General features: G+C 68.9%; 12 protein-coding genes. 5 read left to right on the top strand and 7 right to left on the bottom strand.

Going from position 1 to position 17,740, the window contains the following annotated elements; genetic code table 11:
- Positions 1-300 precede the first annotated feature (300 nt).
- Positions 301-1,350, top strand: coding sequence for an S-methyl-5-thioribose-1-phosphate isomerase (mtnA, locus tag AB0I94_RS29105; protein ID WP_363312667.1), 1,050 nt, complete (start codon positions 301-303; stop codon positions 1,348-1,350).
- A 146-nt stretch (positions 1,351-1,496) separates the two neighbouring features.
- Here the strand turns inward: mtnA and mtnC are convergent, their stop codons facing one another.
- The 6 genes from mtnC to AB0I94_RS29135 all read right to left on the bottom strand — a co-directional run bounded on the left by mtnC (position 1,497) and on the right by AB0I94_RS29135 (position 8,731).
- On the bottom strand, positions 1,497-2,837 hold the full coding sequence (mtnC, locus tag AB0I94_RS29110) for an acireductone synthase (protein WP_363312668.1): 1,341 nt from the start codon (positions 2,835-2,837) through the stop codon (positions 1,497-1,499).
- Entirely contained in the window at positions 2,834-3,418 is a 585-nt protein-coding gene (locus AB0I94_RS29115; protein ID WP_363312669.1) for a cupin, read from the bottom strand. Before AB0I94_RS29115 ends, mtnC begins: the two co-directional genes overlap by 4 nt.
- Before the next feature lie 171 nt (positions 3,419-3,589).
- Positions 3,590-5,212: a glycerol-3-phosphate dehydrogenase/oxidase gene (locus AB0I94_RS29120; RefSeq protein ID WP_363312670.1), complete on the bottom strand. Its 1,623-nt coding sequence runs from the start codon at positions 5,210-5,212 to the stop codon at positions 3,590-3,592.
- Positions 5,213-5,217: 5 nt separating this feature from the next.
- Positions 5,218-6,765 carry a glycerol kinase GlpK gene (gene glpK / locus AB0I94_RS29125; protein ID WP_363312671.1) on the bottom strand — a complete coding sequence of 516 codons (1,548 nt, stop codon included), beginning with the start codon at positions 6,763-6,765 and terminating at the stop codon, positions 5,218-5,220.
- Positions 6,766-6,828: 63 nt separating this feature from the next.
- Positions 6,829-7,620, bottom strand: coding sequence for an MIP/aquaporin family protein (locus AB0I94_RS29130; RefSeq protein WP_363312672.1), 792 nt, complete (start codon positions 7,618-7,620; stop codon positions 6,829-6,831).
- Positions 7,621-7,960: 340 nt separating this feature from the next.
- Entirely contained in the window at positions 7,961-8,731 is a 771-nt protein-coding gene (locus tag AB0I94_RS29135) for an IclR family transcriptional regulator (RefSeq protein WP_363312673.1), read from the bottom strand.
- Positions 8,732-9,078: 347 nt separating this feature from the next.
- On the opposite strand from AB0I94_RS29135, the gene metH reads away from it, so the two are divergent.
- From metH to AB0I94_RS29155, 4 genes are all read left to right on the top strand, one after another.
- Complete coding sequence (gene metH / locus AB0I94_RS29140; protein WP_363312674.1) at positions 9,079-12,597, top strand: methionine synthase; 3,519 nt, start codon at positions 9,079-9,081, stop codon at positions 12,595-12,597.
- A gap of 98 nt (positions 12,598-12,695) precedes the next feature.
- Complete coding sequence (locus tag AB0I94_RS29145; protein ID WP_363312675.1) at positions 12,696-13,397, top strand: HAD family phosphatase; 702 nt, start codon at positions 12,696-12,698, stop codon at positions 13,395-13,397.
- A gap of 321 nt (positions 13,398-13,718) precedes the next feature.
- Positions 13,719-15,326 (top strand): ABC transporter substrate-binding protein, encoded by a 1,608-nt coding sequence (locus AB0I94_RS29150; RefSeq protein WP_363312676.1) that lies wholly within the window; start codon positions 13,719-13,721, stop codon positions 15,324-15,326.
- Positions 15,327-15,398: 72 nt separating this feature from the next.
- Positions 15,399-16,985 (top strand): ABC transporter substrate-binding protein, encoded by a 1,587-nt coding sequence (locus AB0I94_RS29155; RefSeq protein ID WP_363312677.1) that lies wholly within the window; start codon positions 15,399-15,401, stop codon positions 16,983-16,985.
- 76 nt (positions 16,986-17,061) lie between these two features.
- Here AB0I94_RS29155 and AB0I94_RS29160 read toward each other — a convergent pair whose 3' ends face one another.
- Complete coding sequence (locus tag AB0I94_RS29160; RefSeq protein ID WP_363312678.1) at positions 17,062-17,736, bottom strand: response regulator transcription factor; 675 nt, start codon at positions 17,734-17,736, stop codon at positions 17,062-17,064.
- Positions 17,737-17,740 lie beyond the last annotated feature (4 nt).

The raw sequence follows: 17,740 nt of genomic DNA on the forward strand, positions 1-17,740 counted from the left end.
GGACGTGCGAAGCGGTGTCGCTCAGCGACAACCGCGACAGCGGCGGCAACCGCGGCGACAGCGGCACATTCGCCTGCCGTCGGTCACGGCGGGGCAGCGCATGGGGCCAGCGGCTTGCTGGGCTTTCATGGCTGTCCTCCTCGCACCGTGGGCCGGTCCGTCCTGGGTGGCGGTGAGGGTAACACCGGATTTCGGACAGCCGCACAAACGTCTCGAAATATGGTTCGAGCACGTCAGGTACGGTGACGGCACCCCTCCCCGCATGGCTGGAAACGCCCCTATTTTCCCGGAGTTGAGCACATGAGCAGCCAGGACCTGCGCGCTGTCACGTGGACGGCGGTCGCGGCGGAGGGCGGTACGCCGTCCCTCTCCCTCATCGACCAGACGGCGCTCCCGCACGCTCTGAAGCGCCTCGACTGCACGACCGTCGACGAGCTGATCGACGCGATCGTGCGGCTGGTGGTCCGCGGCGCCCCCGCGATCGGCGCGGCCGGTGGGTACGGCGTCGCGCTCGCCATGGCGCAGGGTGAGCGCGAGGGCTGGGACCGGGCACGCCTCGACGCGGAGGTCGCGCGGGTACGTGCGGCGCGGCCCACCGCCGTGAACCTGATGGTGTGCGTGGACCGGGTCGCGCCGCTCATCGACTCCGGTCTGCCCGCGGTGCTCGCGGAGGCGGACGCGATCGTGCGCGAGGACCTGGAGGCGAACCACGCGATGGGCGCGTTCGGCGCCGACTGGCTCCTGAAGCGGGTGGCCGTGGACCGCCCGCTGCGGATCCTCACCCACTGCAACACGGGCGCGCTCGCCACGGCCGGCTGGGGCACGGCGCTCGGCGTCATCCGCGAACTGCACGGCCGTGGCCGCCTGGAGACCGTGTACGCCGATGAGACCCGCCCCCTGCTCCAGGGCGCGCGGCTCACCGCGTGGGAGCTGGTGCAGGAGAAGATCCCGCACTTCGTCCAGGCGGACGGGGCGGCGGCGGGCACGATCCTGCGGGGTGAGGTGGACGCGGCGATCGTCGGCGCGGACCGGATCGCCGCGAACGGCGACACGGCCAACAAGGTCGGAACGGTGGGGATCGCACTCGCGTGCGCGTACGCGGGCATCCCGTTCATGGTGGCGGCGCCCACGACGACGGTGGACCTCGCCACGGCCACGGGTTCCGACATCCACATCGAACTGCGGGGTGAGGAGGAGGTGTTGGAGTGGGCGGGGGTGCGAACGGCTCCCGCGGAATCCCGCGGCCACAACCCCGCCTTCGACGTGACCCCAGCCTCACTGGTCTCGGCGCTGGTGACGGAGCGGGGCGTGCTGGAGGTGGCGGCGGGGGAGTTGCCGGCGGACGGCTGAAAGACTTCCCCCGAGCCGGGGGAATCTTTCAGCCCGTCCGGCGATTGAGGACGAACTCGGCGGAGCCGGTGATGACGGTAACCAAGGCTCCCGAAAGGCCCCCGCGCCGGAGCGGGTTTTCGGGAAGGGGCGGGGTTGGGGAGAACTCAACCCCGCGTCAGCTCAAGCTCCAGCAACCACTCCACCACCTCAGTACGATGCCGCGCCTCCCGAGGGTCCGCCCCCCACACGTACAGCCCGTGCCCGGCGACGACCACCGCCGGCATGCCGGGCTGGAGCGCCGCCTCAAGACGATCCCCAAGGACCTCCATGTCCTGGCTGTTCTCGATCACCGGCAGCGTCACAGCGACCTCGTGCGTCCCGTGGCCGAGCCCCTTCAGCATCTCCAGGTCCCGGAACGCCACACCCCCGGGCTTCCGGTGCCCCATGGCGACCGACGCCACGGTGTGGACGTGCACCACGGCCCCGGCCCCGGTGAGCGCAGCCACCCGCGCGTGCAGCGCCGCCTCCGCGGAGGGGCGCCCGGCGCCGAGCGCGGCACCGGACGCGTCCGTCAACACCACGTCCGCGGACGTCAGTTCACCCTTGTCCCGCCCGCTCGCCGTCACCGCGAGCTGAAGCGGCGTACGCGAAAGGACCACAGACAAGTTCCCGGACGTACCCCGCATCCATCCGAACGACGCGAAGCGCGCGGCCTCGGCGGCGAGGACGGCGCCCGCCTCCTCCAGATCCAACGAAGCAGTGGTCTCACTCATCGCATGCTCCTGGTTCCTGACGAGGCTGATCTCATCGAAGGCCGCGGCCTCCGGATGCCCGCCGACCCCGGCGGCGAAGTAAGGCTCCCCGGCCCGCCGTACGCCCACGACTCGCCACCCGGCGTCCCGCGCCGCGTCGAGCTCCCCGAGCCGGTCGGAGAGGAAGAGCGTGCGGCCCGGGTCCACCCCGACAGCGGCTGAAATCGCGCGGTAGGAACCGGGCTCCTGCTTGGGCCCCGCGTTCTCGGTGTCGTAGAAACCGCTGACGAGGTCCAGCAAGGACCCCTCGGGCGTGTACGTGAACCACGCACGCTGCGCCGCGACCGACCCGGACGAGTACACGTACAACCGCACCCCGTCCGCGGCCCAGCCCCGCAGCACGTCGATCACCTCGGGGTAGAAGTGCGAGATCAGCTCGCCCCGCGCGAAGCCCTCCGCCCAGAGGATGCCCTGGAGCGTCTTGAGGGGAGTCGCCTTGCGGTCGGCGTCGACCCACTCACCCAGGATCTTCTCCACACGCCCGGTGTCCGCGTCCGGTTCACCGGCCAGTTCACGCACCTGCGCGACGGCCCGCGCCACCTCCGGCTCGTCGCCCCGCGAGGCGAGCAGCGCCCCGAAGCGTTCGCGCGCGTAGGGATACAGCACATCCACCACGAAGCCCGTGGCGCTCGTGGTGCCCTCGATGTCGAGCACCACGGCGTCCACGGAACCCTCGTCGAACCGAACGGTCACGCCGTGTACCCCGCGTGGATCGCGTCGAAGTCCGGGAAGCGGTCCGCGATCGGGCTGCCGGTGAACGTGCCGATCCAGCCGTCCTCCTCGTGGAAGAAGCGGATCGCCGTGAACGAGGGGGACGTACCCATGTCGAACCAGTGCGTCGTGCCGCGCGGCACCCCGAGCAGATCGCCCTTCTCGCAGTAGACCGCGTGCACTTCGCCGCCCACGTGCAGATAGAAGATCCCGGAGCCCGCGACGAAGAACCGCACCTCGTCATCGTCGTCGTGCGTGTGCTCGGCGAGGAACTTCTGCCGGGCCGCCTTCGCCTTCTCGGGCCACTCGGGGTCGTCGCTGGGGTGCAGCGCGACCACGTCGACCGTCTGGAAGCCCTCCTCGGCGTTCAGCAGGTCGATCTCCGCGCGGTACGCGGCGAAGACGGTGTCGCTGTCCGCGTCGGCGGGCACGTCCTCGCGCACCGGCCACTGCTCGTAGCGCACACCGACGGGGGCGAGCGCGGCGGCGATCTCCACCGGGTCCGCGGTGCGGCGTATGACGGTCTCGGGGCCGGTCTCCGGCCAGGTCGTCAGGAGAGTCATGGCTCGCTCCAGAAGGGGTCGGGGTGGGTACGGGGATCGTAACTCGCAGGTCAGCAGAGGTCAGCCGTCGTTACGCGCCGTCCCACAGCGTGGACGGGCCCGGACGTGCCGCAGGGCGGCTTCCCGTGGGAAACCGCCCTGCGACGACTCTCGAATCTCGCACCGATGCGGCTACTTGCCGTCGAGCACGTCCTGGACCTTGGCGCGTACGTCGTCCGTGGCGAGGCCGCGGATCGTCAGCGTCGTACGGCGGCGCAGGACGTCGTCCACCGTCTCGGCCCACTCGTGGTCGCGGGCGTAGACGACCTGTGCCCAGATCTCCGGGGCGTCCGGCGAGACGCGCTCGGCGAGCTCCGGGTTCTCGTTCGCCAGACGGGCGATGTCGAAGGAGAGCGAGCCGTAGTGCGTCGCCAGGTGCTTGGCGGTGTCGGCGGCCATGCGCGGGCCGGGCGCGGGCCCGTCCACGAGCAGGCGGTGCGCGACCGCGCGCGGGTTGGCGATGCCGGGCAGCGGAAGTCGCTTCTGGAGCTGCGAGATCGGCTCGTAGTCGTCGCCCAGCGGGTGGCCGGGAAGCGACTCCAGCTTCTTCATCACCGTACGGCCGATGTGGCGGAAGGTCGTCCACTTGCCGCCCGCGACGGAGAGCATGCCGCCCGCGCCCTCGGTGACGACCGTCTCGCGCTTGGCCTTGGAGGTGTCGCCGGGTCCGCCGGGCAGGACGCGCAGACCCGCGAAGGAGTACGTGATCAGGTCGCGGGACAGCTGCTGGTCGCGGATGGAGAACGCGGCCTCGTCCAGGATCTGCGCGGTGTCGGACTCGGTGACGCTCACGTCGGCCGGGTCGCCCTCGAACTCCTCGTCGGTCGTGCCGAGCAGCAGCATGTCCTCCCACGGCAGGGCGAACGTGATGCGGTACTTGTCGATCGGCGTGGCCAGCGCGGCCTTCCAGGGGGCGGTGCGCTTGAGGACCAGGTGCGCGCCCTTGGAGAGGCGGATGGAGGGGGCCGCGTCGGGGTTCTCCATCTTGCGCAGGTGGTCGACCCACGGACCCGTGGCGTTGAGCACGAGCCGCGCGTTGACGCCGAACTCGTCGCCGCTCATGCGGTCCTTGAGCTCCGCGCCCGTGACCCGGCCCTTGGTGAACCGCAGGCCGGTGACCTCGGCGTGGTTGAGGACGGCGGCACCCGCCTCGACGGCCGCGCGGACCGTCATCAGGGCCATGCGGGAGTCGTTCATCTGGTCGTCGCCGTAGACGGCGACGGCCTTCAGGTTGTCCGTGCGCAGCTCCGGCACGTCCTGCGCCGCCTTGGAGGGCGAGAGCAGGTGGCCGACGCCGTCGCCGAACGCGGACAGCGCGCTGTACGCGAAGACGCCCGCGCCCAGCTTGGCGGCGCCGTGCGGGCCGCCCTTGTAGACGGGCAGGTAGAAGGTGAGCGGGTTCGCCAGGTGGGGGGCCACCTGACGGGACACCGCGCGACGCTCGAAGTGGTTCTCCGCGACCAGCTTCACCGCGCCGGTCTGCAGGTAGCGCAGACCGCCGTGGAGGAGCTTGGAGGAGGCGGAGGAGGTGGCGCCGGCGAAGTCACCGGCGTCCACCAACGCCACCCGCAGTCCCGACTGCGCGGCATGCCAGGCAGTGGAGATGCCCAGGATTCCGCCGCCGATCACCAGGAGGTCGTACGTCGCCTTGGAAAGCTGCTCCCGGGTCTCGGCGCGGCTCGCCACTCCAAAAGAAGCACGTGAACCGGCAGCCGGATGCGTCCCGAGGGCAGGGACGCTCTGCAGGGTGGTCATTTTCTTTACTCCTCGCCACTTTCGTCGAGCCAGCCCATGGAACGCTCTACGGCCTTGAGCCAGCTCTTGTACTCACGGGCGCGGGTGTCCGCGTCCATGCGGGGGGTCCACTCCGCCGCCCTGCGCCAGTTGGCGCGCAGTTCGTCGGTGCCGGACCAGAAGCCGACGGCCAGACCGGCGGCGTAGGCGGCACCGAGGCAGGTCGTCTCGGCCACCATCGGGCGCACCACCGGTGCGTCGAGGAAGTTCGAGAGCGTCTGCATCAGCAGGTTGTTGGAGGTCATGCCGCCGTCGACCTTGAGGGCCGCGAGCTCGACGCCGGAGTCCTTCGTCATGGCGTCGGTGATCTCACGGGTCTGCCAGGCCGTGGCCTCCAGGACGGCGCGCGCGATGTGCGCCTTGGTGACGTACCGGGTCAGACCGGCGATCACACCGCGGGCGTCGGAGCGCCAGTACGGGGCGAAGAGGCCGGAGAAGGCCGGTACGAAGTAGGCGCCGCCGTTGTCCTCGACCGACGACGCGAGCGTCTCGATCTCGGCGGCGGAGTTGATCAGGCCCATCTGGTCCCGCATCCACTGCACCAGCGAACCGGTGACGGCGATGGAGCCCTCGAGCGCGTAGACCGGCTTCTGGTCGCCGATCTGGTAGCCGACGGTGGTCAGCAGGCCCGAGTAGGAGTTGATGGCCGACTCACCGGTGTTCATCAGCATGAAGGTGCCGGTGCCGTACGTGGACTTGGCCTCGCCCTTGGCGAAACAGGTCTGCCCGAAGAGGGCCGCCTGCTGGTCGCCGAGCGCGGAGGCGACGGGGACGCCGCCCAGGATGTCGCCGAGCTTGCCGCCGGTGACCTCGCCGTAGACCTCGGCGGAGGAGCGGATCTCGGGGAGCATCGCCAGCGGGACACCGATGGACTCGGCGATCTTCTCGTCCCACTTCATGGTGTGCAGGTTCATCAGCATGGTGCGCGACGCGTTGGTGACGTCGGTGACGTGCCTGCCGCCGTTGACACCACCCGTCAGGTTCCAGATGACCCAGGAGTCCATGGTGCCGAAGAGGATGTCGCCCGCCTGGGCGCGCTCGCGCAGGCCCTCGACGTTGTCGAGCAGCCAGCGGGCCTTCGGCCCGGCGAAGTAGCTGGCCAGCGGCAGGCCCGTCTCACGGCGGAAACGGTCCTGGCCGACGTTGCGGCCGAGCTCCTTGCACAGGGAGTCGGTGCGGGTGTCCTGCCAGACGATGGCGTTGTGCACCGGCTCGCCGGTGTTCTTGTCCCAGAGCAGCGTGGTCTCACGCTGGTTGGTGATGCCGATCGCCTTGATGTCCTCGTGGGTGATGCCCGCCTTGGAGATGGCGCTCGCGACGACTTCCTGGACGTTGGTCCAGATCTCGGTCGCGTCGTGCTCGACCCAGCCCGGCTTGGGGAAGATCTGCTCGTGCTCCTTCTGGTCGACCGAGACGATCCGGCCGTCCTTGTCGAAGACGATGCAGCGGCTGGAGGTGGTGCCCTGGTCGATGGCCGCGATGAAGGGGCCGGCGGTGTGTGCGTCGGTGGTCACGGTGTGCTCCTGAATTCTTGCTCGGCGGTCTGTCTCAGGCGATCATCGGTAGCTGTCGCGCTCCTACTTGAACGCGATGTTGTAGATACCGCCCGCGATGGCGCCGCCGATCAGCGGGCCGACGATCGGCACCCATGCGTACGTCCAGTCCGAGCCGCCCTTGTTGGGCAGCGGGAGCAGGGAGTGCACGATGCGCGGACCCAGGTCACGGACCGGGTTGATCGCGTATCCGGTCGGGCCGCCGAGCGAGAGACCGATGCCCACCACGACGAGCGCGGTGATCAGCGCACCGAGGACGCCGATGCCGTTGCCGTTGTCGTTCAGGCCCTGGGTGAGGATCGCGAGGACCAGTACGACGGTCGCGATGACCTCGGTCAGCACGTTCTGTGCGTAGTTCCGGATCTCGGGGCCGGTGGAGAAGATGCCGAGCACCGGACCGGCCTTGGGCGCGGCCTTCTGGTCGACGAGGCCCTCGTCCACCGGCTGGGCGGCGATGATCGCCGGGTCGGTGAGGTGCGCCTTGAACTGACCCATGTACGTGAGCCAGACCAGGATCGCGCCGATGATCGCGCCGAGCAGCTGCGAGCCGAGGTAGAGCGGAACATTGCTCCACTTGGTGCCGCCCTCGATGGCGAGACCGACGGTGACCGCCGGGTTGAGGTGGGCGCCTGACACGCCACCCGCCAGGTAGGCGCCGGTGAGCACCGCGAAGCCCCACCCGAAGGTGATCGCGAGCCAGCCGGCGTCCTTGGCCTTGGAGGCCTTGAGCGTGACGGCGGCGCAGACGCCACCGCCGAGCAAGATGAGTATGGCGGTACCGATGGTCTCGCCGATGAAGATGTCGGAGCTGGACACCCGCGACTCCTTTGTCCTTCGTCCAGGGGAAGGCGAACCCCGGGTCCCTCCGGTGGTCCGCGACCTCAGGTGAGGTCGTTGCCGGCCCTTGGCCTTGTCACACTCTAGCGCGTAATGCCGGTAGGTGTTCGACAATGCCGACCGATGGACGCGAGTCTCACCCCGGGGTTACTTGCCCGTCAAGAGCTCTGTTATTGAAAACACGATCGTTATTGATCGTTCCGGGTTATCGGTGGTGGCAGGGTCGCCGCAGGCTGAAACGCTGTCCGATGATGTTCGCGCAGAAGAGTGCCCCCTGCATGTCGGGCAGGGGGCAGAGCCGGGCGCGGGCGGACGTGGGTCAGAAGCGCCCGGCGCCCAGATCGCGCGACACGGCGCGGGCGCAGTCCCGTACGGCCGCGATCAGGTCGGGGCGCAGCTCCCCGTCCTTGCGGACCCGTTCCACCGCGCCGGTGATGCCGACCGCTCCGACCGGCATGCGGCGCCGGTCGTGAATGGGGGCGGCCACGGAGGCGATGCCCTCCCACGTCTCCTCGACGTCGGCGGCGTACCCGCGCGCGCGGGTCAGGTCGAGGACGCCCTCGAAGGCCTCGGCGTCCACGACGGTGCGCGGGGTGAAGGTCTGCCAGTCGGCTTCCGCCTCGGCCGCCTCGCTGTGCGCCACCGGGTCATAGGCGGCGAGCACCTTGCCGAGGGCCGTGGAGTGCAGCGGCTGCATCGCGCCGACCTCCAGGACCTGGCGGCTGTCGTCGGGCCGGAAGACGTGGTGCACGATCAGGACGCCCTGCTGGTGCAGGACGCCGAGATAGACGCTCTCGCCGCTGGACCGGGCCAGGTCGTCGGTCCACACCAGGGCGCGGGCCCGCAGCTCGTGGACGTCCAGATAGCTGTTGCCCAGGCGCAGGAGCTCGGCGCCGAGCTGATAGCGGCCCGACGCCGACTCCTGCTCGACGAAACCCTCCGCCTGCAGGGTGCGCAGAATGCCGTGGGCCGTGCCCTTGGCCAGGCCAAGGGCGGACGCGATCTCCGAGAGGCCGAGCCGTCGCTCGCCGCCCGCGAGGAGCCGCAGCATCGCGGCCGCCCGCTCGAGCGACTGGATGTTCCGTGCCATCGCAGCCTCTTCCTCCGTCCCCTCTGACTCCACGTTCGACAATGCTGAACACTATCGGTCGTTGTCGACCTCCCGCGACAGAGCGGCAGGCTGGTTTCTCGCCGTTCTCGCGGTTGCCGCCGGCTCTCGCGGGTTCTCGCCATTTCTCGCCGGTTCCCGGAGCCACCCGCAGGATTTTCGTCGTTCCCCGCCGTGCGTCGTGCCACGCACCCGGGACAGGCCGGACCCGCCGGGCGTCCGCCTCGTGAACACTCGCGCGCCGTGGACCTTCGTCCCGTTACCCTGACCGAGTGCGCCTTCCTCCGAAGCGCAAAGCCGACAGCCGTCGCACCTCAGGGAGCTCTTTCATGGCCTCGTTGCCGACCCCCTCGTCCGGTTCCTCGAACGGAAGCCGGGCCGACGCCCTCCGTGAAGCCCTCGCCACCCGCGTGGTGGTGGCCGACGGCGCGATGGGCACGATGCTTCAGGCGCAGGACCCCACCCTCGACGACTTCCAGCAGCTCGAGGGCTGCAACGAGATCTTGAACGTGACCCGCCCGGACATCGTCCGCTCGGTCCATGAGGAGTACTTCGCGGTCGGCGTCGACTGCGTGGAGACGAACACCTTCGGCACGAACTTCGCGGCCCTGAGCGAGTACGACATCCCCGAGCGGAACTTCGAGCTGTCGGAGGCCGGGGCCCGTATCGCCCGCGAGGTCGCCGACGAGTACACCGAGAAGACCGGTCAGCAGCGCTGGGTCCTCGGCTCGATGGGTCCGGGCACCAAGCTGCCGACCCTGGGCCACGCCCCGTACACGGTGCTGCGCGACGCCTATCAGACCAACGCCGAGGGCATGATCGCGGGCGGCGCCGACGCGCTCCTGGTGGAGACCACGCAGGACCTGCTGCAGACCAAGGCGGCGATCCTCGGCGCCCGTCGCGCCCTGGACGCCACCGGCGCGAACCTGCCGGTGATCTGCTCGGTCACCGTCGAGACCACCGGCACGATGCTCCTTGGTTCGGAGATCGGGGCGGCGCTGACCGCGCTGGAGCCGCTGGGCATCGACATGATCGGCCTGAACTGCGCGACGGGCCCGGCGGAGATGAGCGAGCACCTGCGCTATCTCGCCCGCCACTCGCGCGTCCCGATCTCCTGCATGCCCAACGCGGGCCTGCCGGTGCTCGGCAAGAACGGCGCCCACTACCCGCTGACGGCGCCCGAGCTGGCCGACGCCCAGGAGACCTTCGTACGCGAATACGGCCTCTCCCTGGTCGGCGGCTGCTGCGGCACGACCCCCGAGCATCTGCGTCAGGTCGTGGAGCGGGTGCGCGGAATGGAGACCGTGCGCCGTGAGCCGCGCCCCGAGCCGGGCGCCGCCTCGCTCTACCAGACCGTGCCCTTCCGGCAGGACACCGCGTACATGGCGATCGGTGAGCGCACGAACGCCAACGGGTCGAAGAAGTTCCGTGAGGCGATGCTGGAGGGCCGCTGGGACGACTGTGTGGAGATGGCCCGCGACCAGATCCGCGAGGGCGCCCACATGCTCGACCTGTGCGTCGACTACGTCGGCCGCGACGGCGTTGCGGACATGGCGGAGCTGGCGGGCCGCTTCGCCACCGCCTCCACGCTGCCCATCGTCCTTGACTCGACCGAACTGCCGGTCCTCCAGGCCGGGTTGGAGAAGCTGGGTGGCCGTGCGGTCATCAACTCCGTGAACTACGAGGACGGGGACGGCCCCGAGTCGCGGTTCGCGAAGGTGACCGCGCTGGCCAAGGAACACGGGGCGGCGCTGATCGCGCTGACCATCGATGAGGAGGGCCAGGCCCGCACCGTCGAGCACAAGGTCGCCATCGCCGAGCGCCTGATCGACGACCTGACCGGCACCTGGGGCATCCATGAGGCGGACATCCTCATCGACTGCCTGACCTTCACCATCTGCACGGGTCAGGAGGAGTCCCGCAAGGACGGTATCGCCACCATCGAGGCGATCCGCGAGCTCAAGCGCCGCCATCCGGACGTGCAGACCACGCTGGGCCTGTCCAACATCTCCTTCGGTCTGAACCCGGCCGCCCGTGTCGTGCTGAACTCCGTCTTCCTGGACGAGTGCGTCAAGGCGGGACTGGACTCGGCGATCGTGCACGCCTCCAAGATCCTGCCCATCGCGCGCCTGGAGGAGGAGCAGGTCAAGGTCGCCCACGACCTGATCTACGACCGCCGCGAAGAGGGCTACGACCCCTTGCAGAAGCTCATGGAGCTGTTCGAGGGCGTCAACATGAAGTCGATGAAGGCGGGCAAGGCCGAGGAGCTCATGGCGCTGCCGCTGGACGAGCGCCTGCAGCGGCGCATCATCGACGGCGAGAAGAACGGCCTGGAGACCGACCTGGACGAGGCCCTGCAGACCCGCCCGGCCCTGGACATCGTCAACGACACCCTCCTGGAGGGCATGAAGGTCGTCGGTGAGCTGTTCGGCTCCGGCCAGATGCAGTTGCCGTTCGTGCTCCAGTCCGCCGAGGTGATGAAGACCGCGGTGGCGCACCTGGAGCCGCACATGGAGAAGTCGGACTCCGAGGGCAAGGGCACCATCGTCCTGGCCACCGTGCGCGGCGATGTGCACGACATCGGCAAGAACCTCGTCGACATCATCTTGTCCAACAACGGCTACAACGTGGTCAACCTCGGCATCAAGCAGCCGGTGGCCGCGATCCTGGACGCCGCGGCCGAGCACCGCGCGGACGTCATCGGCATGTCCGGCCTCCTGGTGAAATCCACGGTGATCATGAAGGAGAACCTGGAGGAGCTCAACCAGCGCAAGATGGCCGCCGACTTCCCCGTCATCCTCGGCGGCGCCGCCCTCACCCGCGCCTACGTCGAACAGGACCTCCACGAGATCTACGAGGGCGAGGTCCGCTACGCCCGCGACGCGTTCGAGGGCCTGCGCCTGATGGACGCCCTCATCGCCGTCAAGCGCGGCGTCCCCGGCGCCACGCTGCCCGAGCTGAAGCAGCGCCGGGTGGCGAAGAAGGACACTCCGGTCCTGGAGGTGGCCGAGGACGAGGGCCCCGCCCGCTCGGACGTGGCCGTCGACAACCCCGTCCCCACCCCGCCGTTCTGGGGCACCCGCGTCGTCAAGGGCATCCAGCTCAAGGAGTACGCGTCCTGGCTCGACGAGGGCGCCCTGTTCAAGGGGCAGTGGGGCCTCAAGCAGGCAAGGACCGGCGACGGACCCTCCTACGAGGACCTCGTCGAGACCGAGGGGCGGCCCCACCTGCGCGGCTGGCTGGACGAGCTGCACACCAAGAACATGCTGGAGGCGGCCGTCGTCTACGGCTACTTCCCCTGCGTCTCCAAGGGCGACGACCTGATCATCCTGGACGACCAGGGCAACGAGCGCACCCGCTTCACCTTCCCGCGCCAGCGCCGCGGCCGGCGCCTGTGCCTGGCGGACTTCTTCCGCCCGGAGGAGTCCGGCGAGACCGACGTCGTCGGCCTCCAGGTGGTCACCGTCGGCTCGAAGATCGGCGAGGCCACCGCCGAGCTGTTCGCCGCCGACTCCTACCGCGACTACCTCGAACTGCACGGCCTGTCCGTGCAGTTGGCCGAGGCGCTCGCCGAGTACTGGCACGCGCGCGTGCGCGCCGAGCTCGGCTTCGGTGGCGAGGACCCCGCTGACGTCGAGGACATGTTCGCCCTGAAGTACCGCGGCGCGCGCTTCTCGCTCGGCTACGGCGCCTGCCCCGAACTGGAGGACCGCGCAAAGATCGCCGAACTCCTGGAGCCGGAGCGGATCGGCGTCCAGCTCTCCGAGGAGTTCCAGCTCCACCCGGAGCAGTCCACGGACGCGATCGTCATCCACCATCCCGAGGCGAAATACTTCAACGCGCGCTGAGCGGACAAGTCGTACACTTATCGGTCCAGTGCAGGCCGGTTGCCCTCCCGTCACCAGGGGGCAGCCGGCCTTCTCGTCCCTCATGGAGGTGTGACCGGATGACCAGTACGGTTCCCGCGCTCGGTACCCGAACGGCCGAAGGCTCCGCCCTGCAGGCGGTGCTCCTCGACATGGACGGAACACTCGTGGACACCGAGGGGTTCTGGTGGGACGCAGAGGTCGAGGTCTTCGCCGCACTCGGACACACGCTCGACGAATCCTGGCGTGACGTGGTCGTCGGCGGTCCCATGACGCGCAGCGCCGGATTCCTCATCGCGTCCACCGGTGCCGACATCACCGTCCCCGAACTGACCGTGCTGCTCAACGACGGCTTCGAGGACCGCATCGGCCGTGCCCTGCCACTGATGCCGGGCGCCGCGAGACTGCTCGCCGAACTCGCCGCGCACGAGATGCCGATGGCCCTCGTCTCCGCGTCGCACCGGCGCATCATCGACCGCGTACTGGAATCGATCGGCGCCCACCACTTCACGCTGACCATCGCGGGCGACGAGGTGACCCGGACCAAGCCGCACCCCGACCCGTACCTCCTCGCGGCGGCCGGGGTTGGCGCGGAACCGGCCAGATGTGCCGTCATCGAGGACACCGCGACCGGCGTCGCGGCGGCGGAGGCGGCGGGGTGCCAAGTGGTGGCCGTACCGTCGGTCGCGCCCATCGCACCGGCCTCGGGCCGGATCGTCGTCCCGTCCCTCGAACATGTCGACCTGCCTTTCCTGCAGGGACTGATGGCTGGAAAGCGCTGAACGGTTGAAGTTGTGACCTTTCCCACTGCCTGAGGGGTCGACAGCCGGTGACGGCTGTGCCGGACCCCCGATTTGGGCGGGTTGTGGAGTGACGTTGTGTCCCGATTGAGGGGAACCTGACGAAACCTTCCCGTGTCGGGTTATCGGTGCGTCCGCGCCCGGTTTCGCTGCGTGATTGAGGGTCAACTCCGGTCCCTTCCGGCCCTCCTGGCGGTGCGGACTAATGTCGTCGCGAGAACATCGACATGCCCCCGCGGACCGACTGACCCCACCCCTCGTTGCCGGTCCGGACGGGACCAACAGCTCTGGAGAACGTCGAGCATGAACCGTAAGACTTTGGTGCTGCCGGCCGTCATAGGTCTGCTCGCTCCCGCGCTCGCGGCGTGCGGCGGGGCAGGCGACGGTGGGGGAGACGACGCGATAGCCGTCGGCACCACGGACCGGTTCTCCACGTCACCCGAGATCCCGGCACCCTTCGACCCGGCGTACGCCTACGACGCGGGCTCCTGGAACGTCGTGCGCCAGACGGTCCAGACGCTGATGGCCGCTCCGCGCGGCGGCGGAGACCCGGAGCCGGACGCCGCCGAGAAGTGCGGCTTCACCGACACCGGCAACGAGCGCTACGAGTGCACGCTGCGCAAGGGCCTGAAGTTCTCCGACGGAGAGCCGCTGACCGCCACCGATGTGAAGTTCTCCATCGAGCGGGTGCGCGACATCAAGATCAAGGACCCCAGCGGCTCCGCGGGCATGGTGTCCAACGTCGACGCGATCGAGACCGAGGGTGACCGGGGCGTCATCTTCCACCTCAAGAGCCCCGACGCGACGTTCCCGTACAAGCTGGCCACGCCCATCGCGGGCATCATCAGCTCGGACCACTACGCCAAGAACAAGCTGCGCGACGGCTTCGACCTGGACGGTTCGGGGCCCTACATCGCCAAGCAAGAGGTCGAGGGCAACGAACTCGTCAAGACGGTGTTCTCCAAGAACCCCCACTACCAGGGCGTGTTGAAGCCCAAGAACGACAAGATCGAGATGCGGACCTACGAGTCCACCGACGCCATGGGCGAGGCGCTCAAGAGCGGCGACATCGACATGATGACGCGCACCATGTCGCCCGAGCAGATCAAGCAGCTCGACGCGGACCCGGGCAACAACATCGAGCTGGTCGAGACGCCCGGCCTGGAGATCCGCTACCTCGGCTTCAACACGGACGCCACCACCGTCAAGTCCAAGGCGGTCCGCCAGGCCATGGCGCAGATCGTCGACCGCGGCGCCCTCGCGTCCGGCGTCTACGGCGACGCGGCCGAGCCGCTCTACTCCCTGGTGCCTGCCACGATCACGGGCCACACCAACTCGTTCTTCAACCAGTACGGCGACCCGAGCCCGTCCAAGGCCCGTACCCTGCTGCAGAAGGCCGACATCAGCACCCCGGTGAAGCTCACCCTGCACTACACGACGGACCACTACGGCCCGGGCACCAAGAAGGAGTTCCAGCTCCTGCAGAAGCAGCTCAACGGGAGCGGCCTGTTCGACGTGTCGATCAAGGGCACGGAGTGGAACACCTTCCGCCCCGCCGAGCAGAAGGGCGCGTACGACGTCTACGGGATGGGCTGGTTCCCGGACTTCCCCGACGCCGACAACTTCCTGACGCCGTTCCTCGACAAGGACAACATCCTCGGCTCGCCGTACGTCAACAGCACCATCAACGACGAGCTGCTCCCGCACTCGCGCCGCGAGGCGGACCGCCTCACCGCCTCCAAGAGCATCAAGAAGATCCAGGACATCGTCGCCGAGGACGTGCCGGTGCTTCCCCTCTGGCAGGGCAAGCAGTACATCGCCGCCCGCGACGACATCACAGGCGTCGAGTGGGCCCTCAACTCCTCCTCGAACCTGCAGCTGTGGGAGCTCGGCCGCGGTGTGAGCGGCTGACCTCCGCGCGCACCGGCACACAAGACCGCCGGGCTTCGTTCCACCGATTGACATCAACGACAAGGCACGTTCGTGAATTTGCGTAACCAGTGGCTGGCCCTTCCCCTCTCGGGCGGTCTGGCGGCGGCTCTGCTGACCGGCTGCGGCTCGGAATCGGGTGGAGCGGGGGAGGACGGCGACTCGGTGGTGATGGGGATGTCGGACGACGTCCTGGCCACCGACCCGGCGTCCGGCTACGACCCCGGGTCGTGGCTCCTGTTCAACAACGTCTTCCAGTCCCTGATGAGCTTCCCGAACGGGGCCACGGAGCCGGAGCCGGAGGCCGCCAAGGAGTGCGGCTTCACCGACACGGAGACCAAGGTCTTCACCTGCACGCTGCGGGACGGTCTGAAGTTCAGCAACGGCAACGCGCTGACCTCGAAGGACGTCAAGTACTCCTTCGACCGCATGATGAAGATCAACGACGACGACGGCCCCGCGATCATGTTCCCGATGCTTGACCGCGTCGAGACCCCGAACGCCAAGAAGGTCGTCTTCAAGCTCAAGTACGCCGACGCGACCTTCCCCAGCAAGATCGCTTCCGGCGCGGGTTCCATCGTCGACCACGCGTCGTACGACATGAACTCCCTGCGCGACGGCGGCGAGGCCACGGGTTCGGGACCGTACAAGCTCGACTCCTTCGACAAGGAGCAGGCGGTGTTCTCGGTCAACCCCGACTACAAGGGCACCGCCAAGGTGAAGAACAAGGGCGTCACGCTCAAGTTCTTCCACGACGACCAGAAGGGCCTGAAGAAGGCGCTCCTGGACGACAAGATCGACATCGCGTACCGAGGCCTCGCCGCGTCCGACATCGCGGACATCGAGCAGGACACCTCCGACGCGAGCCAGAACATCGACGTCGTCGAGGGCACGAGCGCCGAGGTGCAGCACCTGGTCTTCAACATGAAGGACCCCGTCGCGGGCAAGCTGGGCGTCCGCAAGGCCATGGCCTACCTGCTCGACCGTGACGCCCTGGTCAGGGACGTCTACCGGGACACGGCGACGCCGCTGTACTCGATCGTCCCGGCCGGCATCGGCGGTCACAACACCGCCTTCTTCGACACCTACGGCGCCCGCCCGCAGCGCTCCAAGGCCGCCGCAGCCCTGCGCGCTGAGGGCCTGAGCGGCAAGGTCAAGCTCACGCTCTGGTCCACGCCCTCGCGCTACGGCCCCGCGACCGACCAGGAGCTGCGGGCGATCGCCAAGCAGCTCAACGCGAGCGGTCTCTTCGACGCCGACGTGAAGTCGATCGAATTCAGCCAGTACGAGCGGGACATCAAGTCCGGCAAGTACGGCGTGTACGTCAAGGGCTGGGTGCCGGACTACCCGGACCCGGACAACTTCACGCAGCCGTTCTTCGGCAAGGGCAACGTCCTGGGCAACGGCTACGAGAACAGCGACATCACCGGGAAGATCATCCCCGGCACCGCCGCCGAGACGGAACGCACGAAGACCGACGAGGACTACGCCGAGCTCCAGGACACCGTCGCCGACGAGCTGCCGATCCTGCCGGTCTGGCAGGCCAAGCAGTACGCGGTCATCCGCGACGACGTGTACGGCGTGGAGTCCTGCCTCGACGCGTCGACCGTGTTCCGCTTCTGGGAGCTCAGCAAGGGCTGAGCCCACGGACAACTGAAGGTGGCCGCCCCCGTGGGGGCGGCCACCTTCGTCGTTCGTCCGGCCGGACCGTCTGCTGCTACTGCTGGGCGCCCGGCCGCACCAGACCGCTCTCGTACGCGTACACGGCCGCCTGCACCCGGTCGCGGAGGCCGAGCTTCGTGAGCACATGGCCCACATGCGTCTTGACCGTCGTCTCGCTCACGAACAGGTCCGCCGCGATCTCCGCGTTCGACAGGCCGCGCGCCACCAGCTTGAGGACCTCGACCTCCCGCTCGGTGAGCGTGTGCAGGGTGTCCGGCACCGGCTCGTCCCCCGACGGGAGATGACCGGCGTACTTGTCGAGGAGTCTGCGGGTGATGCTCGGCGCGAGCATCGCCTCGCCCGACGCGACCACCCGGATCGCCTGCACCAGTTCGTTCGCCGGGGCGTCCTTGAGCAGGAAGCCGCTGGCACCCGCGCGCAGCGCCTCCACCACGTACTCGTCGAGGTCGAAGGTGGTCAGGACCAGGACCTTCGCCGGTCCGTCCCGGCCGGGCCCGGTGATCTGCCGGGTCGCCTCGACGCCGTCCATCCTCGGCATACGGATGTCCATCAGGACCACATCGGGCTGCAGAGCCCGCACCTGGTCGAGAGCCTGCAGGCCGTCTCCGGCCTCGCCGACGACCGCGACGTCCTGCTCGGCCTCCAGGATCATCCGGAATCCGGTGCGCAGCAGTGGCTGGTCATCGACCAGTAGGACACGGATCGCCACGTAA

Origin of the sequence: Streptomyces sp. NPDC050147 (assembly GCF_040660195.1) — a bacterium.
Classification (GTDB): Bacteria; Actinomycetota; Actinomycetes; order Streptomycetales; family Streptomycetaceae; genus Streptomyces.

Bases quoted from the DNA above. Each gene is read 5' to 3' on its own strand.
- mtnA (WP_363312667.1), top strand. From the start codon at position 301: ATGAGCAGCCAGGACCTGCGCGCTGTCACGTGGACGGCGGTCGCGGCG.
- AB0I94_RS29115 (WP_363312669.1), bottom strand. From the start codon at position 3,418: ATGACTCTCCTGACGACCTGGCCGGAGACCGGCCCCGAGACCGTCATA.
- AB0I94_RS29120 (WP_363312670.1), bottom strand. From the start codon at position 5,212: ATGACCACCCTGCAGAGCGTCCCTGCCCTCGGGACGCATCCGGCTGCC.
- AB0I94_RS29135 (WP_363312673.1), bottom strand. From the start codon at position 8,731: ATGGCACGGAACATCCAGTCGCTCGAGCGGGCGGCCGCGATGCTGCGG.
- metH (WP_363312674.1), top strand. From the start codon at position 9,079: ATGGCCTCGTTGCCGACCCCCTCGTCCGGTTCCTCGAACGGAAGCCGG.
- AB0I94_RS29145 (WP_363312675.1), top strand. From the start codon at position 12,696: ATGACCAGTACGGTTCCCGCGCTCGGTACCCGAACGGCCGAAGGCTCC.
- AB0I94_RS29150 (WP_363312676.1), top strand. From the start codon at position 13,719: ATGAACCGTAAGACTTTGGTGCTGCCGGCCGTCATAGGTCTGCTCGCT.